The sequence below is a fragment of the Botrimarina hoheduenensis genome, assembly GCF_007859815.1.
In the GTDB taxonomy this organism is placed as follows: domain Bacteria; phylum Planctomycetota; class Planctomycetia; order Pirellulales; family Lacipirellulaceae; genus Botrimarina; species Botrimarina hoheduenensis.
This window is the reverse complement of sequence record NZ_SJPH01000002.1, coordinates 274,485-291,910: the sequence shown is the minus strand read 5'-3', so window position 1 is coordinate 291,910 and position 17,426 is coordinate 274,485. Positions and strand designations below refer to the sequence as shown.

Annotated in this window: 13 protein-coding genes; 9 read left to right on the top strand and 4 right to left on the bottom strand. The window is 62.1% G+C overall.

Annotation, left to right across the window (positions count from 1 at the left end; translation table 11 throughout):
- Positions 1-37: 37 nt before the first annotated feature.
- A complete protein-coding gene (locus Pla111_RS04980) occupies positions 38-790 on the top strand; it encodes a peptidoglycan recognition protein family protein (protein ID WP_197524764.1) in 753 nt (250 codons plus the stop codon).
- A 5-nt stretch (positions 791-795) separates the two neighbouring features.
- Here the strand turns inward: Pla111_RS04980 and Pla111_RS04975 are convergent, their stop codons facing one another.
- The 3 genes from Pla111_RS04975 to Pla111_RS04965 all read right to left on the bottom strand — a co-directional run bounded on the left by Pla111_RS04975 (position 796) and on the right by Pla111_RS04965 (position 5,455).
- Positions 796-1,164: a response regulator gene (locus tag Pla111_RS04975; RefSeq protein ID WP_146571998.1), complete on the bottom strand. Its 369-nt coding sequence runs from the start codon at positions 1,162-1,164 to the stop codon at positions 796-798.
- Between the two features lie 99 nt (positions 1,165-1,263).
- Entirely contained in the window at positions 1,264-3,030 is a 1,767-nt protein-coding gene (locus Pla111_RS04970; RefSeq protein WP_146571997.1) for an outer membrane protein assembly factor BamB family protein, read from the bottom strand.
- An 82-nt stretch (positions 3,031-3,112) separates the two neighbouring features.
- The gene (locus tag Pla111_RS04965) at positions 3,113-5,455 is read right to left on the bottom strand and encodes an outer membrane protein assembly factor BamB family protein (protein WP_197524763.1); all 2,343 of its coding nucleotides are present in this window, start codon (positions 5,453-5,455) and stop codon (positions 3,113-3,115) included.
- Between the two features lie 1,692 nt (positions 5,456-7,147).
- Between Pla111_RS04965 and Pla111_RS17425 the strand changes: the two genes are divergently transcribed.
- Entirely contained in the window at positions 7,148-7,303 is a 156-nt protein-coding gene (locus tag Pla111_RS17425) for a hypothetical protein (RefSeq protein WP_231930753.1), read from the top strand.
- A 93-nt stretch (positions 7,304-7,396) separates the two neighbouring features.
- On the opposite strand, the gene Pla111_RS04960 is transcribed toward Pla111_RS17425, so the two are convergent.
- A complete protein-coding gene (locus tag Pla111_RS04960; protein WP_146571993.1) occupies positions 7,397-8,317 on the bottom strand; it encodes a FliM/FliN family flagellar motor switch protein in 921 nt (306 codons plus the stop codon).
- A 274-nt stretch (positions 8,318-8,591) separates the two neighbouring features.
- Here Pla111_RS04960 and nadA point away from each other — a divergent pair, with 274 nt between their 5' ends.
- From nadA to Pla111_RS04925, 7 genes are all read left to right on the top strand, one after another.
- Positions 8,592-9,752, top strand: coding sequence for a quinolinate synthase NadA (nadA, locus tag Pla111_RS04955; RefSeq protein ID WP_146571992.1), 1,161 nt, complete (start codon positions 8,592-8,594; stop codon positions 9,750-9,752).
- Positions 9,753-9,863: 111 nt separating this feature from the next.
- Positions 9,864-11,249: a Na+/H+ antiporter NhaC family protein gene (locus Pla111_RS04950; protein WP_146571990.1), complete on the top strand. Its 1,386-nt coding sequence runs from the start codon at positions 9,864-9,866 to the stop codon at positions 11,247-11,249.
- Positions 11,246-12,118 carry a carbon-nitrogen hydrolase gene (locus Pla111_RS04945; protein ID WP_261342115.1) on the top strand — a complete coding sequence of 291 codons (873 nt, stop codon included), beginning with the start codon at positions 11,246-11,248 and terminating at the stop codon, positions 12,116-12,118. The genes Pla111_RS04950 and Pla111_RS04945 overlap by 4 nt, the downstream gene beginning before the upstream one ends.
- A 415-nt stretch (positions 12,119-12,533) precedes the next feature.
- Positions 12,534-13,514 (top strand): glycosyltransferase family 2 protein, encoded by a 981-nt coding sequence (locus Pla111_RS04940; RefSeq protein ID WP_146571987.1) that lies wholly within the window; start codon positions 12,534-12,536, stop codon positions 13,512-13,514.
- Positions 13,515-13,566: 52 nt separating this feature from the next.
- Positions 13,567-15,492 carry an ABC transporter ATP-binding protein gene (locus Pla111_RS04935; protein WP_146571985.1) on the top strand — a complete coding sequence of 642 codons (1,926 nt, stop codon included), beginning with the start codon at positions 13,567-13,569 and terminating at the stop codon, positions 15,490-15,492.
- 115 nt (positions 15,493-15,607) lie between these two features.
- Positions 15,608-16,291 (top strand): class I SAM-dependent methyltransferase, encoded by a 684-nt coding sequence (locus tag Pla111_RS04930; RefSeq protein WP_146571983.1) that lies wholly within the window; start codon positions 15,608-15,610, stop codon positions 16,289-16,291.
- A gap of 44 nt (positions 16,292-16,335) precedes the next feature.
- Positions 16,336-17,406: a glycosyltransferase family 2 protein gene (locus Pla111_RS04925; protein ID WP_146571981.1), complete on the top strand. Its 1,071-nt coding sequence runs from the start codon at positions 16,336-16,338 to the stop codon at positions 17,404-17,406.
- The last annotated feature ends 20 nt before the right edge of the window (positions 17,407-17,426 follow it).

Below are 17,426 nucleotides of genomic sequence, written 5' to 3'. Positions count from 1 at the left end.
CGATCTCGCGGGGCCGGTACAGCGAGCAGGGAGAAGCATGAAGAAACGAATTGGTTTCTCGGTTACTACGGGTCTGCTGCTGCTCGGACTGAGGCTCGGCATCGCCGAAGAGGTCCGGGGCGAGGTGCCGCGTCCGCCACGATTTGTCACCGCCGAAGAATGGGGGTCGCAACCCGACCCGATCGGCGACGATCGGCGACACACGCCGCGTTATGTCACGCTGCACCACGCCGGAGTCGTGTGGACGCCGGATCGCGACCCTGTAACTTTTCTGCGGAACCTACAGGCCTGGGGTAAGCGTCGACCCGAGCTTGAGCCGCCGCCGCGTAATACCTACTGGCCCGATCTTCCGTATCACTTTCTGATCGCGTCCGACGGACAGATCTTTGCCGGACGACCTGTGATCTATGAGCCCGAATCCAACACCCAATACGAGCTCGCGGGCCACCTCGGCGTGGAGCTGATGGGCAACTTTGAGGAGCAGCGTCCGAGCCAACCCCAAGTCGAGTCGGCGGTGCGGCTCGTGGCGTGGCTGCTGGCTGAACACGGACTGCCCGTGAGCGCGATCTCGACTCATGCGAAGGTCGCGGCGGGGCAGACGAGCTGTCCGGGGCGTGATTTTGCGCGGTACCTTGAAGGCGAACCGGCACCCTTCCCCGAGTGGGTCGCGCAGGTGCTGCAAGGTCAGACGCCGCAAATCGAACTCGGTCCGCCCCTGGAGGGAGGACCCACGCAGGTAATCGGCACTAGCGCCGCTGAAAGTGCCACCGAGCAGGCGGTTATCGAGTAAGGGGGTTATCCCAGCACGGCACGTACACGCTCGAGCGTTTCGGGCTTGCCGTACTCGAGCTTACCGAAACCGCGGAGCGCGCCCGCGGCTACCGCGGCATCTTGGTGCTCTTCGTAGTTGGTGATGAGCATCACGGGCGTCGCCTTAAGGGCGTCGTCCGCCTTGATCGCCTTGAGAATTTCCACACCGTCCGAGTAGTCCTCGTCGAGCTTGCGATTGATGACCACTAGGTCGTAGGGCTGAGCGCGAAGCTTCTCGAGCGCGTCGGCGGGCAGCTTCGCGCGGTCAACGCGGGCTTCGAAATGGTTGGTGAAGAACGCCGTTACTGCGGCGTGATCGGGATCGCAGTTGCCGACGTCGAGAACAAGCTTCATTGAATTCAACTGGTTCGGGTCTAAAAACAGGGCCGAGCGATTCCTTCGCGAGGGGTGCGCTCTCACGCCGAGCGAACCCCCACGCCCTGGCAGCTCGCTTTACTCTGCCGCTGGCTCGGTTTGGATCGCGAAGAGGTGGGTGCGGTTGCTGATGTACAAAACGTTGTCGGCGATGATCGGCGTGGAGTAAACACTGTTGCCCATGTTGACTTCACCGTAATAGGGGACCCGTTCTCCCCCGTCTTCCTTCATCGCAACCGCGGGGTCGGCGGAGTGGCGGAAGATGGCGACGTCGCCGTCCTCGTCACCGATGTAGACCTTTCCTTCGACGATCAGCGGCGAGCCCCACGCCGCGGCAAACATGTCATAGGTCCAGTGGACCTTCCCGGTGGCGGCGTCCAGGCAATGGAACAGGCCGCTGAAATCCGAGATATAGAGGACGCCATCACGGATGGCGACCGTGCCACACGAGCGGTGCATGGTCTCCTCGAAGTCGATCTGGCCGTCCTGATTCAGGTCTTGCTCGCTGTAATGCCAGACAGCCCGCGAAAGCGGGTTGGGCCGGGTGAGGTCTCCCTCTTCAGGGACGACGGCCTGGATGCGCTTGTGAGCGATCGGTGTGCTGGGATCGGCAGCGTTGAAGGCCAACTCTGGCGAAACGTCGCCCGTGCCACTCGGATCGATGCACCAGAGGTGTCCGACCCCTTCGCCGTGCTCAGGGTCTTGCCCCACCGCGACATAGACGAGCCCCTCGTAGAGGACCGGGGTGGCGATGATGTTGTTACGGGTGCCACGTCCGCCGAGCACCCATTTGGACTCCTTGGGATTGGCGTCAAACTTCCAGAGGAGCTTGGCCCCCCCTTCGCCGTCGCCGTTGACGTCAAAGCTGTAGACCCAGCCATCGCCACCGCCAAAGATCGCCTGCATGACCGGTGCGCCATCGGCACCGGGCAGCTCTCCGCACGCGGGGCTCGACCACTGCCCGTGTAAGATGTTTTCACCAGGGGATTTATCGCTCCACAGCAGCTTGCCCGTCTTCTTATGCAGCGCGATAAAGCTGGGCGCATCGGGAGAGGGGAGATTGATGTGTGACTCATCGAGCCCGTTGGAGGTGTTCACGAGCAGGATGTCTCCGATCGCGGTGACGCTGCAGCTGCACATGTTGTGCTGCGAAACGCCCAGCTCGCGCATCATGTCGAAGATCCAGATGACGTCTGCTTCACGCGCAACGGTGTGCGTCTCGTCCTTGACGGGACCGTCGTTCTCGTCGTCGTAGAATCCCTCGGTGTCCAGGCAGCGGACCTCGCCTCGGCTGGTGACAAACCACAACCGATCGCCCTCGACCAGCGGGGCGCAGCAGATCCCTTGCAGCGGCCAGTCGTGCACGCGACCCGTCTTGAGTTTTTCGCTGGAATGCTGCCAAAGAAACTTGCCCGTTTCAGCGTTGAAGGCGATCAAGCAGCCGAGATCGACATCGGACGGATATCGCTTGAGCCAGCCGCCCGAGTTGTTCGTTCCGACGAACGCCTTGCCATCGGCGATCACTACGTTGCCGTAGGTCTGCGAACCCAGTCGAGCCACCCATTTGATGTTGACCGCATTGGTGGGGTCCCATTTGCCGGTTTCGAAATCGAAGTCGCCCACCTCCCATTCGGTGGGGATGCCGGTGGCGATCGGCGTGTTGTTGCGGCGGCTGTCACCGCCCCACTGTGCCCACTCCAGGGTCGGTGTCGAGGGCGTGTCGGTTGCCAGCAGCGCGGTGGTCGGTCGCGCTTCCTGAACCGAAGGGACCTCTTGCGCAACTGCCAACAAAGTGAGGCAACATGCGGCCGAGCCAAGACCAAGAAGCGTAGAAATTCGAAGCATGGAACTTCGCAGGGGGATAATGCCGACGTGTGTGCCGACATGAGGAGGGGATGAACAATCCGCTAGGCCCAAGTCGCTAATGCTATTCGTTGGGCGTTACGCGCAGGTTATCAACGTAGAACTCGGCCTCTTTCGAGTCCCCAAACAGACCGGGGCTGCCGTGGTAGTTGGGGGCCGGATCCTCAAACTGGAGTGACCAGGCGTCGGGCTCGGCATCGTCGCCGGCCCAGACCTTCGCCCGCACGAGGGCCACCCCCTTCTTGTGTTTCGGTGTAACCGAAAGCTTTAGGTGGTACCAGACGCCCGCTTCTAGCTTCATCGGAAGCGTGGCCTGGGTGCGTTTATCGTGCGTGCACCAGCTGTACAGCCGAGCCTCTTGATTGGGACCGAACAGCGTGAAGGTATAACCGCTGTTGATGAGTCCCGCGCTGGGGAGCTTTACGGCGCTAGCGATAGCGGGTGGCCCCTCGGGCCGACGACCGGACGACGCCTCGCCACCGACACCTTCCTGCAGCTGGATGTCGGCACGGACGGTGTAGTTCGACAGCTCGGCCGAGCCCATCCACATCTGGCTGCGCGTGCCCAGCTTGGTGGTTGGTGCGCCCGGCTTGGTGGGCAGCTCGGTCGGTTTTGCCAGGTAGTGAGAACCGTCTTCTCCCGTACGGGGAACATACCGAACACGCCCGCCCACCCAGGTAAGCGGCGGTTCCTCGCCATCTTCAAAATCGAAGGACCACGGCAGCGGGGGCGAGAGGCGGACGCGTGCCTCGCTCGCCATGCCCTCGACATCGCACAAGATCCGGGCGGCTTGGTGACCGACCGACTTCGGGGCGGTGTACTCCCCCTGGGCGTTGATGTTGCCTGCTCCCGCGACGCCGAAGGTGACCTTTGACGTATCGGCCACGCGCAAGAGCTGGCCAGCGGCATTATAAAGACGCACGGTGTACTGCTGCTTCGAGCCGGGGGTCAGCAGCACGTCCCAGGGGGAGAGCTGCACCTGAGCGACCCGTTGATCGGCAGGTTCGGTAATCGCAGGCGTTTCAGGAGGAGCTGCTTGGGAAGGCGTACTCGCCTTGCCGAGGCAGTACATGGCTTCGCTGGTGGTCAGGTAGACGCACCCGTCAGCGACAATCGGCGAGGCATCGGATTCCTCGCCACGCAGGACGAGGCTGTGGACCACGTCCACCCCCTTCTTGGTCGGCTTCAGCACCCACCATCGCCCCTCTTGGGAGCAGGTGTAAATCTTGCCGTCGGCATAGATCGGGCTGCTCCGCATCACCCGCCCAAGCGGCTTGCGCGTAATCTCCTTGCCGGTCTTCGCATCGAGCACAAGCAGCTTCGCGCTATCGTTGATGGCGTACACGCGGCTCTCGATGAGCAGCGGCGAACTCTTGCCAACCATCATCTGGTAGTTCTTCCAAACCTCGCGATCGGTCACGTCGGTGGGAGGGGCCTTGCCTTGCGGCAAAGCATCGACGCCATCGATCGCGATCATCGCTCCCATCGCGCTGCCTACCATGTTCTCTTCGCTGTGGCCCATGTAGACCATGCCATCGGAACCGACGACGGGCGAGACATTCAATCCGCGGCGCGAGAGCTGATACTTCCAAAGCGGTCGGCCCGTACCGGCCTGCATCGCCCAAACGGCACCGTCTCCCGAGCCGAACACCAAGACATCTTGATCGGCCAGACGTGTCAGATGGGGAGTGCTATAGGTCGTATCGTCGGGAATGAGTTGCGTTGCACTCAGCCAGCGGAGCTCGCCGTTCGCGCTGTCGAACGCCATGAAGCGGTGCGCCGGCTTCGCCATCAGATTCCACTTGGGCGTGTCGCCCCAACCGATCACCACGGCGCTAGTGATAACCGTATCACCATAGATCAGCGGAAAGTTGGTTCGTCCGCCGTACGTCGAGAGGAAGCCAAGCTCCTCGTGAAGACTCCGCTCCCAGACGAGTCGCCCTGTGGCACCATCCAGGCAACAGAAATATCCGCTGACGCTCTGCGCATAGACACGACCGCTAGCCGGGTCGGCCACAACACTCGACCAGCCCACGCGCGTGTCGGGCACGTCCGAGAGGTAGACGTTGCAGCGATGCTCCCACAGGGGCTCGCCGGTGGCGGCGTTCACGCACACCACCTTCTCACCTTCGGTTGCGGTTCCCGGCTGATCGCGCACCAGCGTGTAGAGCTTGCCAGCGAGGACCACGGGGGTCGATCGACCGGCGAGCTCGGGCCGACGCCACAGAACGTTCTCACCCGGCTTGGTGCCGTCAGCCGAGGGGGGGCTCCAAGAATCGATCAGACCGCTGGCTTCGACCGTGCTATCACCGTGGGGACCTCGCCACATCGGCCAATCCCCGGCGGCCGCTGAAGCGGTCACAAAAAACAGATTGGTTAGCAGCGGAGTTGCAAGCAACGCCGTCAACAACCAAGTCCTTGATGGGTACAAAGGCCGCAGCAGACTACGGGCGGTTATTGACATCAGAAGGATTCGTCTCGTGGGGAAGTATCGACCCCGACACCGACAACAGCCGGTAGCGGAAAATCAGCGTAGGAACCGGCTCACTGCGTCGCGTACGCACCTAACCGTTAAAAGGTTCTTACCGGGCAAACTGTAGGAGGCAGGCCGATGGACGACTTTCGCCAAGCTGCCTGCTTTCTCTATTTCCATGAAGATAGCAGCGCCGCTCGCGTCAGGCCATGACGACAGATCGCGGCTTTTTGCTGCCGCTGGCGCAGGCCTGTCGGCACAACCGGACCAGCTTCCCGGGCCCGCAAACTTCCCTTAACAGATGATCTAAACCATTTGCTGGGAAACGCTTCGGGCATCTCAAGCATGCTTTCTCTGGCCGCCGATACGAACGCTGCTGCCACTGATTTCCCCGCGAGTGTCGGTGGTGGCGCGTCGGGCTTGCGGCCCAGATTGTCGAGCTACGGATTGCTCGACCAAGTCCGACGGTTCCCCCTAAGCAGTCCCCTTTAACCGAACGAGCGACTCGGGCCCGACGGACTCCCGGCACTTATAGGTGCCTTTCCCGGCGGACGTGCTGCTCCCGAGCTAATTACAGCGAGACGCGATACGGGATCAGTCAGTTGCCTCTTTCGGGGAACGCCACGCGCGTTGCCGGAAGTCGGCCTGGCGAGCCGAGGACGCCTCGTTTCGGTAAGGCGATTGCTTAACTATGGAGAGGTAAGTGCGATGAAGTTAGAGATGGTAGGAGCCCTGCTGCTCAGCGCCTGTCTCGCAGCCCCGGCACAAGCTGGTGGACTGCTTGACGGCCTGTTTGGCTGCGGCTGCGCAGCTTCGTGCTGCGATGAACCCAGCTGCGGCTGCGAGCCCAGCTGTGGTTGCGATAACGGGTGTGAGCCCAGCTGTTGTGCTGAACCTAGCTGCTGCGCTAACGACTGCGGTTGTGCTGCGAGCTGCTGCAAGCGTCCTTGCTTGCTCGACAAGCTCTTCAACCGTTGCGGCAAGGGCTGCGGCTCGTGCTGCGAGCCCAGCTGCTGTGCCGAGCCCAGCTGCTGCGCTAACGACTGCGGTTGCGAGCCCTCGTGCTGTGCCGCTGACCCCAGCTGCTGCGCTGACGACTGCGGTTGTGCTGCGAGCTGCTGCAAGCGTCCTTGCTTGCTCGACAAGCTCTTCAGCTGCCGTAAAGGCTGCGGCTCGTGCTGCGAGCCCAGCTGCTGTGCCGAGCCCAGCTGCTGCGCCAACGACTGCGGTTGCGAGCCCTCGTGCTGTGCCGCTGACCCCAGCTGCGGTTGCGAAGCTTCGTGCTGCGAGCCTTGCTGCAAGCGCCCTTGCTTGCTCGACAAGCTCTTCAGCTGCCGTAAAGGCTGCGGGTCGTGCTGCGAGCCCAGCTGCTGTGCCGAGCCCAGCTGCTGCGCTAACGACTGCGGTTGCGAGCCCTCGTGCTGTGCCGCTGACCCCAGCTGCGGTTGCGAAGCTTCGTGCTGCGAGCCTTGCTGCAAGCGCCCTTGCTTGCTCGATAAGCTCTTCAGCTGCCGTAAAGGCTGCGGCTCGTGCTGCGAGCCCAGCTGCTGTGCCGAGCCCAGCTGCTGCGCTGCTGACCCCTGCTGTGCCGCTCCGAGCTGTGGCGTCTCTGACTGCTGCGGCGGGATGAGCGCTCCGGCTACGATGTCGGCTCCCGCTTCGGCTCCGGCTCCGGTCGAAGCTGCAGAAGAAGCCGCTCCGATGCCGCCGGCCCCGATGGCCGACCCGAACGCTGCCGTCGGTCGTCAGCGTGACGTAGTGCGGGTGAGCTTCGCTCGCTGAGCGACGCTTCACAACTGAGAAGAATCGCCGACCCGTCTGGAGCAAGGTGCTCCAGACGGGTCGGTTTTTTTGTCGCTACTGGCTGCAACGCCGCTAAGCCGATCGCTCGTTCTTTGGCGGCAGCATCGCCCGGAAGCGTTCGCTCGGCAGGATCATGCGTCGCAACCGCACGCCAAAGCGCTCACCAACCTTGACGGCTTCGCCCTCCGCAACCGGTTGACCCGCAACACTGATCTCGATCAATGAGTCGCATGACTTATCGAAGGTGAGGATCGAACCGGGGCCGATCTCGATGATGTCTGCCACCTTGACCTTCTTGCTCGCCAAGGTGGCCCAGACCGGTGCATTGATCTGCAGCAGGCTCACCACGTTGGGGGGCAGATCGCGATAGTCGCTAGGCAGCGGTAAACCCCGTAGCACGTGAGCCGTTGCCGGCTGCTCGGCACGAGTGCCACGGGCCTCTGCAGCGGGCGTCGGCATCTCGGCTTGAGAGGGGGGTTCAGTTTGCGCGGCATCCGACTTGGCAAACAACTCGGTGCCAGCCGTCACGGGCCACAACAAGCGCAGCGTGCCGAGGTTCTCCCCCGCCGCCAGTTCGATCGGCAGCGCGATCGCGTCGGCTGCCGGCTGGGCCCGCTCGATCGCGGCCGGCAGGTCTTCCAACCAGCTGGCGCGAAAATCGTCGGCCATCAGGTCGTCGGGAACGACCAGCATGCTGAGTTCTTGAGCCAGCGTGCTGAGCTTGCTCTCGCCGGTGGGATCGGGCTTCGCCACCCAATCGGGCAACAGACCCGAATCCGCTGAGAGTGTCGCCACCAGCGACCGCTCGCCGAACGTCATCAGAACGGCTAGACCCGCTCCTGAGCAGGCAACCGCCGCTGGATCCGCGGGCGTTCCCGGCTTTGCGACCACCTCAGCGTCGAGTGCGCGACCGACGGCTTCGGCGATATCGCCCGCATTCGCACCGCAAGCGGCAGAAATCTGCGGAGCAAGGCTGGCGTCGAGGTCGCTCATGGTCTCGATCGGCGGGGCGGATTCTCGAAAGCTGGCACAGCGAACCTGGTGGGCGCAACTCCTACCTAGTAGCCATCGGCTACTTAGTCCGCAAACTTTGCCCGATCAGACTTTTCGGGCCGAGGCAGAACAGCGTGCTGGCGCCTACAATGTCACCTGTCCACCCGATGGCCAGAGAGGAACCTCGTCGCAACGCTAGCAGCGAGCGGGCTTCTCTGGTGCGTCCAATTCATTGCTTACTAACTTACCCCCTCTGCTTCCCCGGCCTCGTCCGATGACCGCCACGATCGTCGTCCAACCGCCGCTTGCAGGCGTGAAACCCTACAAGTCGCTTGCCAACGAGGAGCTCCACGCCCGCATCAGCGCGGTGCGTGCGCACTTCGGACCGCAGCTGCTGCTGCTCGGCCATCACTATCAGCAGGATGAGGTGGTGGAACTGTGCGACCTGCGGGGAGACAGCTATCAGCTCAGCCAGATGGCGGCCGATAGCAGCGCGTGCCGCCACATCGCCTTCTGCGGCGTCCACTTCATGGCGGAGACCGCCGACATCTTGGCCAACCGCCCCGAGAAGCTTTCCGAACGAGAGGGTCAACGCGTGCGGGTGATGCTGCCCGATCTTGCCGCCGGATGCTCGATGGCCGATATGGCGGGCATCGAACAGATCGAAGACGCTTGGGACCAACTCTCAGCGGTCATTGACACCGAGCGTTTGATCCCCGTGACCTACATCAACTCGGCGGCGAGCCTCAAGGCGTTCGTGGGCCGACACGGCGGCATCGTCTGCACCAGCAGCAACGCCAAAGCGGCGATCGACTGGGCCTTCTCCCATGCCAATGATGGTAAGGGGGGCGATCGCGTCATGTTCTTCCCCGACCAACATCTGGGGCGCAATACGGCCCTTGGGATGGGGATCACCAATGATCAAATGCCGGTCTGGAACCCCCACGCCGAAGAACTCGGCGGCAACACCGAGGCTCAACTCACCGACAGCAAGGTGATTCTATGGCGGGGTCATTGCAGCGTGCACCAGATGTTCAAGGCTGAGCACGTGGCGCTGTTTCGGAAGAACCACCCCGGAATCAAGATCCTTGTGCATCCCGAATGCCCCCAGGAAGTGTTCGAGTTGGCCGACGTGTCGGGCAGTACCGGGGCGATCATCAAGGCCGTGCAGGCGGCTCCCGCAGGAACCAAGTGGGCCATCGGCACCGAGCTGCACCTGGTTAACCGCCTCAAGCAAGAACACCCCGAGCAAGAGATCCACTTTCTCTCGCCCGTGATGTGCATGTGTGCGACCATGTACCGAATCGATTTGGCGCACCTCTGCTGGACGCTCGAAAATCTCGCGGCGGGCACCCCGATCAACACCATCGAGGTCGATCCCGAGACGTCCCGCTGGAGCCTCGTGGCGCTCGAACGGATGCTACAAGTCAGATAGGTGGCCAACACCTTCAGGTTAGGCAAGACGCTCGCTGGGTTTAGCGCCTTCAGGAGGAAACAAAAACCTGTGCTGCTAGCCGAACTTTCTCCCGTTGTCGAACCGCACCTCATGAGTTTGGCGCCGGGAGCGCTCGCCTTCGTGCTGGCGATCGTGACACGACGCACGATCGAACCGCTGCTAGCCGCGGTCGCGCTGGGCTTGCTGCTGATTGGTTTCGCCGCCCCCAGTGAACCGGTGCCTGGCGTCATAGGACAGCTCGAGGGCGCGCTCGACGCCTTTTGTGAAAGCCTCTTGCGGGTGCTCGCCGACGACGTGATCCGTTGGATTATCCTCGTGTGCGGGCTGTTTGGATCGCTCATTCAGGTGCAAACCATCACCGGCGGCGCGGAAGCAATCGGCAATCTGCTGGCCCGCTATGTGCGCGGCCCACGCGGCGTGCTGCTCAGCAGTTGGCTGCTGGGGGTCCTGATCTTTGTGGACGACTATCTCAACGCGCTGACGGTCGGTTCCACGATGCGCCGCCTGGCGGATCGTTACCGGGTTTCGCGCGCGATGCTAGCGTATGTGGTCGACTCGACCGCTGCGCCCATCTGTGTGCTCATCCCCGCCTCGACCTGGGCGTTGTACGTTTCTGGCCTTCTAGAGGCCGAACGGATCGCCGCGCCAGGCGAGGGCTTGTCGCTCTATATCAGCCTGCTGGGGACGTTCGTCTACGCTTGGATGGCGGCCTTGCTGGTGCTGCTGGTCGCCGCGACCGGCTGGCCGCTCTTGGGCCCCATGCGACACGAAGAACAAGCCGCCCAATCGGCAACGCCAGCAGTTCCAACCGCAGCGGGTACCGACGGCCTCACCAACGACGCTTCCTGGCGCGCGATTCTCACTTTCATCCTCCCGCTCGTGGTCGTGCTGGGGGGTGTCTTGATGCTCGACACGAGCGATGGAAACCGGGTGCTAAAGGGGGTGCTCGTTGGACTTGCGATCGCCATCCTGCTGGGGCGCGTGCTGACCGGCGTCAGCTTCGCGGACCTGGGCGATGCCGCGCTGGAAGGCTTCGCCCGCATCACCCCGGCGCTGGCGATCGTTGTGATTTCGTTTGTGCTCCGCGATGTGAATCAGTTGCTCGGTTTGACCGAGTACTTGTTGGCTACCGCCAAACCCTACCTCAACGCCGGACTGCTGCCGGCGGTGGCGTTCCTGGGGCTTTCACTCGTGACGTTCACAATCGGCTCGTTCTGGGGCATGTACGCTGTTGCGCTGCCGATCGTTATTCCGCTAGCTGAGCAGACCGGTGCCAACGTGGGCCTCTCGATTGGGGCGGTGGTCTCCGCCGGTGCGTTTGGCTCGCACGCCTGTTTTTACGGCGATGCTACGGTTCTGACTTCCACCAGTTGCGAAGTCTCGAACATGACGCACGCGCTGACCCAGTTGCCTTATGCACTCGTGGCGGCAACGATCTCGTTCTTTATCTACCTGGCCTGGGGCTTACTAACGTGAGTACGACGCGATCTGTACAAGTCGGCCTGATTCAGATGCCATGCCAGCCTGAAGTAGTCGCTAATCGCGATCGGGCCGAGCAGCTCGTGCGCGACGCCGCCAAGCGCGGTGCGCAAGTGATCTGCTTGCAAGAGCTGTTCGACGCTCGCTACTGCGGCCAAACCGTTGACGTAAAGGGATACGAGCTAGCCGAGCCGCTGCCGTCGCCAACGACCGAGCGGTTTGGACGGCTAGCCGGCGAGCTGGGGGTGGTGCTGATCGTGCCGATCTACGAAGAGGCCCGCCCCGGTGTGTACTTCAACAGCGTGGTCGTCTACGACGCCGATGGTTCGCTTGTCGGCAAGTACCGCAAAACCCACATACCGGACGGACCCCAGTACCTCGAGAAGTACTACTTCACGCCCGGCGACCTGGGCTACAAGGTATTCCCCACACGCTTCGGCGTTCTCGGTGTCGCGATCTGCTGGGACGAATGGTATCCCGAGGTGGCCCGCATTATGGCTCTCATGGGAGCCGAGATCCTCTTCTATCCCTCGGCGATCGGTTCGGAACCCGACGAACCTGAGCTCTCTACCCAAGAGGCCTGGAAGACGGTGATCCGCGCGCACGGCGTGGCGAACAACGTTTTTGTCGCGGCGGTCAACCGCGTTGGGGTTGAAGATCAAATGACTTTTTATGGCGGGAGCTTTCTCAGCGGACCGCTGGGCGAGGTGCTGTGCGAAGGGCGGGATCGCGAAGAAGTGCTGATCGCCTCAGCCGATCTCGCTCAAATCCGCAAAGCCCGTAACCTGCTCCACTTCTTGCGCGATCGCCGGATTGACACCTACGGACCGCTGCTGCAGCGGCTTGTCGAACCTAACGACAATTAACAGTCGCAGATCGCGTGACAACTCCCGGCCAGGTCCGGCCGTATGCCAGGTAGCCGTTTCGTTCGCACCGGATGACACAAGTAATGATTCGGGGGCGGGTCAGCCGACTACAGCCAGCCCCCAGATGCTGGCGTTGCTAGCGTCCATCCGGCTGAAATGTTTGCTGCTTCCGGGCGTACCGAGCGTCAGCGTTTTCAGCTTCCCACGGCAAATGGGGCTTAGATCAGTCTTCACCCGTTCCCCCGACCTCCCTACGATGCCGCCGCTCGCGTCGTGACGTGGTCCGCTTCGTTCAACAAGCCATGCCAGCGCGAGCTCCCTCCCGGCGTAATGCCACCCTGATACCCCACGCGACGCTGGCACATCGCGCAGGCTCGCTCACCGGCAGCTTAGAAATTTACCGCGGCTTTGGGTCATGCGACTAAGTTGCCTCATCAACAACTACAACTACGGTCGGTATCTAGCCGACGCGGTAGAGAGCGCGCTGAACCAAACCACGCCATTCGACGAAGTGATCGTTGTCGATGACGGCTCGGACGACCACTCGGCCGGGGTGCTGGCGGCGATGGCGAATCGCTGCGAACGGGTGCGTGTGATCCACAAGCCCAATGGCGGGCAGCTTTCCTCTTTTCACACGGGCTTCGAGAACTCGACCGGCGATGTCATCTTCTTTCTCGATGCGGACGATGTGTTCGCCGAGAACTATGTCGAGCGGATGGTCGCGGTCTATGAGTCGCGGCCCGAGGTCGATTACGCGTTCTGCGGTCGGCACCTCTTCGGACGGGTCGAGCAGATCGACCGCCCCTACGAGGTCGAGACCGATCTGGGCTATTCGACGGCGGTGGTGGCACTCGGCCGATTCTGGCTGGGGGCATCAACCTCGTGTGTCTCGCTGCGACGTAGCACACTGCAACAGATCTTGCCGGCACCCGAACTCGAACCCTCGTGGGCGATCAACGCCGACGTCTGCCTCGCCTACGGAGCGTCGCTCGCCGGAGCCAGGAAATACTGCGTTCCCGAACCCCTGGTTGGATACCGAGTCCACTCCGCAAATCGCTACTACGGGCGGGGTGAAGACGCATCGGGCAAGTACCAGCGGCGTCTCAAAACCCATGCGCTGGTCGAGTATTACGTTCGCCGTTTCGGATACGACCACGCCGAGCTCGCCCGTCTGTTGCACCTCGAGTTCGCGACGATTCCCGCGCCCAGCCGAACCCAGTACAAGCGCTACGTGAGGACCGCACTCGCGGCACCGACATCCATCTGGCGACGACTCTGGCAGACCCTGCAGATGCGGCGGCACTACCGGTCCAAGCAGACCGCGGCTGCCCGTGCCGCCAAGGAGAGCACGACCGTAAGAAAAGCGGCGATCCCGCCAACCGCGCGCGCCGCCTGAGATTCGCCCGATCGACTACCAAGAGCAGAGATACAGAGAGTCGCAGTAGCCCATGAAGTTGTTTCTTAGAGCCGTGAAAGAGGGTCTGCGGTATTGGCCCGCGCTGATCGGTGCTGTCTTGTGCTCGATCGGCGTTGCGGTGTTGTGGGGCGCTAACATCGCCGCCCTGTTCCCGCTGATCGAGACCACACTCTCTGGCCACTCGATCCAGGAGTACCATGCCGAGCGTCTGGAAGGGCTCCGTGAAACCCTCGCGTCCCGTGAGCTGGAACTGCAAGCTCTGAGCGCTGCGCCCGACGAGGCGGCCACAAAGACCGAGATCGAATCGCTCCAGATGCGCATCGGGATCGATCGGGCCTCCGTCGATTCGGGCGAGTGGATCCAGACAAAACTAGAAACTTGGCTGCCCGAGGGGCCGTTCGCCACCGTGGTACTCGTTGCGAGCCTCGTGATGGTGGGCACGATGCTCCGCGTGCTCTTCATGATGACCAACGCAACCCTGATTGCGTATGTCACCCAGAGCACGGTACGCGATATCCGGAGCCGGCTTTTTAGCAAGGCGCTCGATCTGGACCGCACTCGCTTTCACGAGTTGGGCATCAGCGGCTATCAGGCCCAGATTACGCATACAAGTGACCTCCTCGCGATGGGCATCACGAACTTCTTCAGCGGCGCGATCACCGAGCCGCTCCGCATCTTGTCCTGCTTGATCGGGGCTTTTCTGGTCTCTTGGCGACTGACGCTCGCGTCGTTGGTGCTGGCACCACTAGCGGCGTACCTGGTGATCAGCCTTAACCGCCGCGTCCGCGGGCTGTCGGTGCGGCTGCTGGACCGCTCACTGGGATTCCATCATGTGATCCTCGAAGTGCTGGGCGGACACCACACGGTTCAAGCCAACACGATGGAACCCTTCGAGCGAGAACGCTTTCACGACGCAACGGGCCAGATGAAGCAGACCGCCATGCTAGCCACCTTCTATAACTCGCTAGCACACCCAATAACCGAGCTGTTCGGGATGGGCATGCTGTGCATTGGCATGGTGGTATCGTCGTACCTGGTCTTGAACCAAGCGACGTCGATCTTTGGCATCCCCATGTGCGATGAGCCCCTCAGCTTGCCGGCAATGACCGTCTTTTTCGGCCTGCTCATCGGCGCGGCCGACCCGCTCCGTAAGTTCTCCGGGGTGGTGAATGGAATCAACAATGGGATGGCGGCCGCGGGAATCCTGTACCCGGTCCTCGATCGCCAATCGACGATCACCGACCCGGAGTTCCCCGAGTCGTTGCCAGCCCAGATCAAGCAGATTGAACTGCGAAACGTCTGCTTCGGCTATAACGAATCACATCTTGTGCTTCGCGGAGCGAATCTCAAGATCGACTATCGCGATCGCATCGCGGTGGTTGGCCCTAACGGCTGCGGAAAGAGCACCCTCGTGAATCTTCTCTGTCGGTACTACGAGCCCCAGAGCGGATTGGTCTTGATCAATGGCACACCGGTGTGCGATTACAACATTTCGGAGCTGCGCTCTCGATTTGCGCTGGTTTCGCAACAAGCCGAGCTGTTCAACGAGTCGCTGCTACACAACATCCGCTACGGACGTTGGGACGCCTGCGAAGAAGAAATCTACGCGGCGGCGCGGCTGGCCCGTGCCGACGACTTTATTCAAGCCTTACCGGATAAATACCACACCGTTGTCGGATCGAACGGCCACCGTCTGAGCGGCGGGCAGCGTCAGCGTGTCGCGCTCGCGCGGGCTTTCCTCCGTAACGCCGAGGTCTTGGTTCTTGACGAAGCAACCAGTCAGATCGACGTCGAGAGCGAACGACTCATTCACGAGGCGCTTGCTGAGTACGGCCGGGATCGGACGATTATCTTCATCACCCACCGCGAGAGCACGCTATCGCTAGCGACCCGCGTCGTACGAATCGAAGACGGACAGATCAAAGAGATCGCGTGCCCCGCTTCGCAAGCGGCTTGAAGACGCCTGACCAGTTAGCCAGCACCTGATTAGAGGCCTGACGGCACGTTTAATCTTACCAATCAAACCGCATCAGCCCACTCACGGCTCACCCCCCCTTCGCAAGGAAGCGAAAATGCCAACGACTCAGCACGCGCCGCTCCCCCTCGGTCATAAGATTTTGCGAGAGGTAGCGCGCCCCGTTCGGCAGCTCACCGGGCAGCGGAACAAGGGGGTGAAGGCCCCCACGCCCACGGCAAATGCCGCCGTGCCCCCGGCTGCGGCCCCCGCCGCGCAGGGCATCATGAGCTTCCACCCCACGGACTGCACGGTTGAGCCCGAAGGGGTCGCGTTGGTGAAAGAGTTGGTCCGCCAGTCGCAACAGTTTGACGGGCCAATCATTGAGGTCGGCACGCTGCTTGGCATCACGGCCACCCACATGGCACTCGCCAAGGCACCCGAGCAGCGGATCATTGCGGTTGACGCCTTCTGCTGGAACCCATGGGGCCTAACGCCCGACGTTCACGCCGCGCTCGCCACACAGGTGCTGCAGTATCTGATCTCGGTCGGCGAGGTGCAGCTGATCCGCGGCGACAAGAACAAGTTCTACGAAGACTACAAGGGCCCCGCCCCCGCGATGGTTTTCCTGGACGCCATGCACGATTACGAAGAGACCAAGAAGGACATCGAGTGGGCGCAGCGCATCGGTGCCAAGATCATCTCGGGGCACGACTACTGCGATAAATTCCCCGGAGTCATGCAGATCGTCGATGAGTGCGGCGGGCCGCGCCGCCTAAGTGGCTCGGTCTGGGCCCTATAACCCCGGACTAACCCCTCCACTAAACACGCTCTGTAGATGTTCTGATGGAAAATTTACCCTTCAAGTATGCCGAAACCTTCGGCCTAGTTTCGATCATCATGCCAACCCGAAACGGACGGCGCTACCTGGTCGAGGCGCTGCAGGGTATCTCGAATCAGAACTACCCGAATTGGGAACTAATCGTCGTCGAAGACGGTTCACAAGACGGTGCCGAGGAGCTGGTGCGGCAGTTTGCTGGCCAGCATCTGGACAATCGGGTCGTTTATCGCCGCAACGAAACCTCGTGCGGGGCGGCTTACACTCGCAATCTTGCTTTTCTTGAGTCCGCGGGTGAATACGTCGCGTTTCACGATTGCGATGACAAGTGGCTGCCGACTCACCTGCAAGCTTGTGTTTCCACGCTAGAGGAAACGGGCGATGATCTGGCTTACTCGACGGTCGTGATGTTTGCCGACGCCGACGGCAGCACGATGGGCGTGTGGGGGCCGACTTCTTGGGAAGTGCAGTCTTTCCCCCAGTCGATGTTCGGCCGCAGCTATGTAACACCTTCGGCCACCGTGACCCGGCGCAGTGTCATTGGCGAGATCGGCGTCTGGGACTCACAGTACCATTGCTGCGAAGACGCTGACTTCATGATGCGGGCCGCCTACGCCGGCAAGCGGTTTCGTTACGTGCCGGGTGTCCACTGCCTGTATCGCAAAGAGCACGACGGCGCAACCACCCAGAAGTTGGCGCAGACAATTGAAGAGTCTTCGCTCATCGCGAAACGCTATCTGAGCATGCCCGGCATCGATGGCCGTGCTGCGCGTCACGCGGTAGCGGCAACGATGGCGGTGGCGGCCAAACTGCATCAGACGCGGCCCCGAACGATCGACCCGTCGGCAACTCCCTCCCGGGCCGCACGCATCTACGCCCGCGCCTGGCGGCTCCATCGCTCCCGATGGCGATACCTGTTCAAAGCGGTCTACAGCGCATGCCGCTATGGCGTGAGCAAAGGTGTTCAGCCGATTTATCGACCCAACCTCCCCCCGTGGGCCAGCGCGTCCGCTCCGATCGAGAGTTACGCCCCCCCGGTCGCTGCACCTCTGGCAACGCAAGACCGACAGGCAGCGTGATTATCTGATTCCTATTCTGC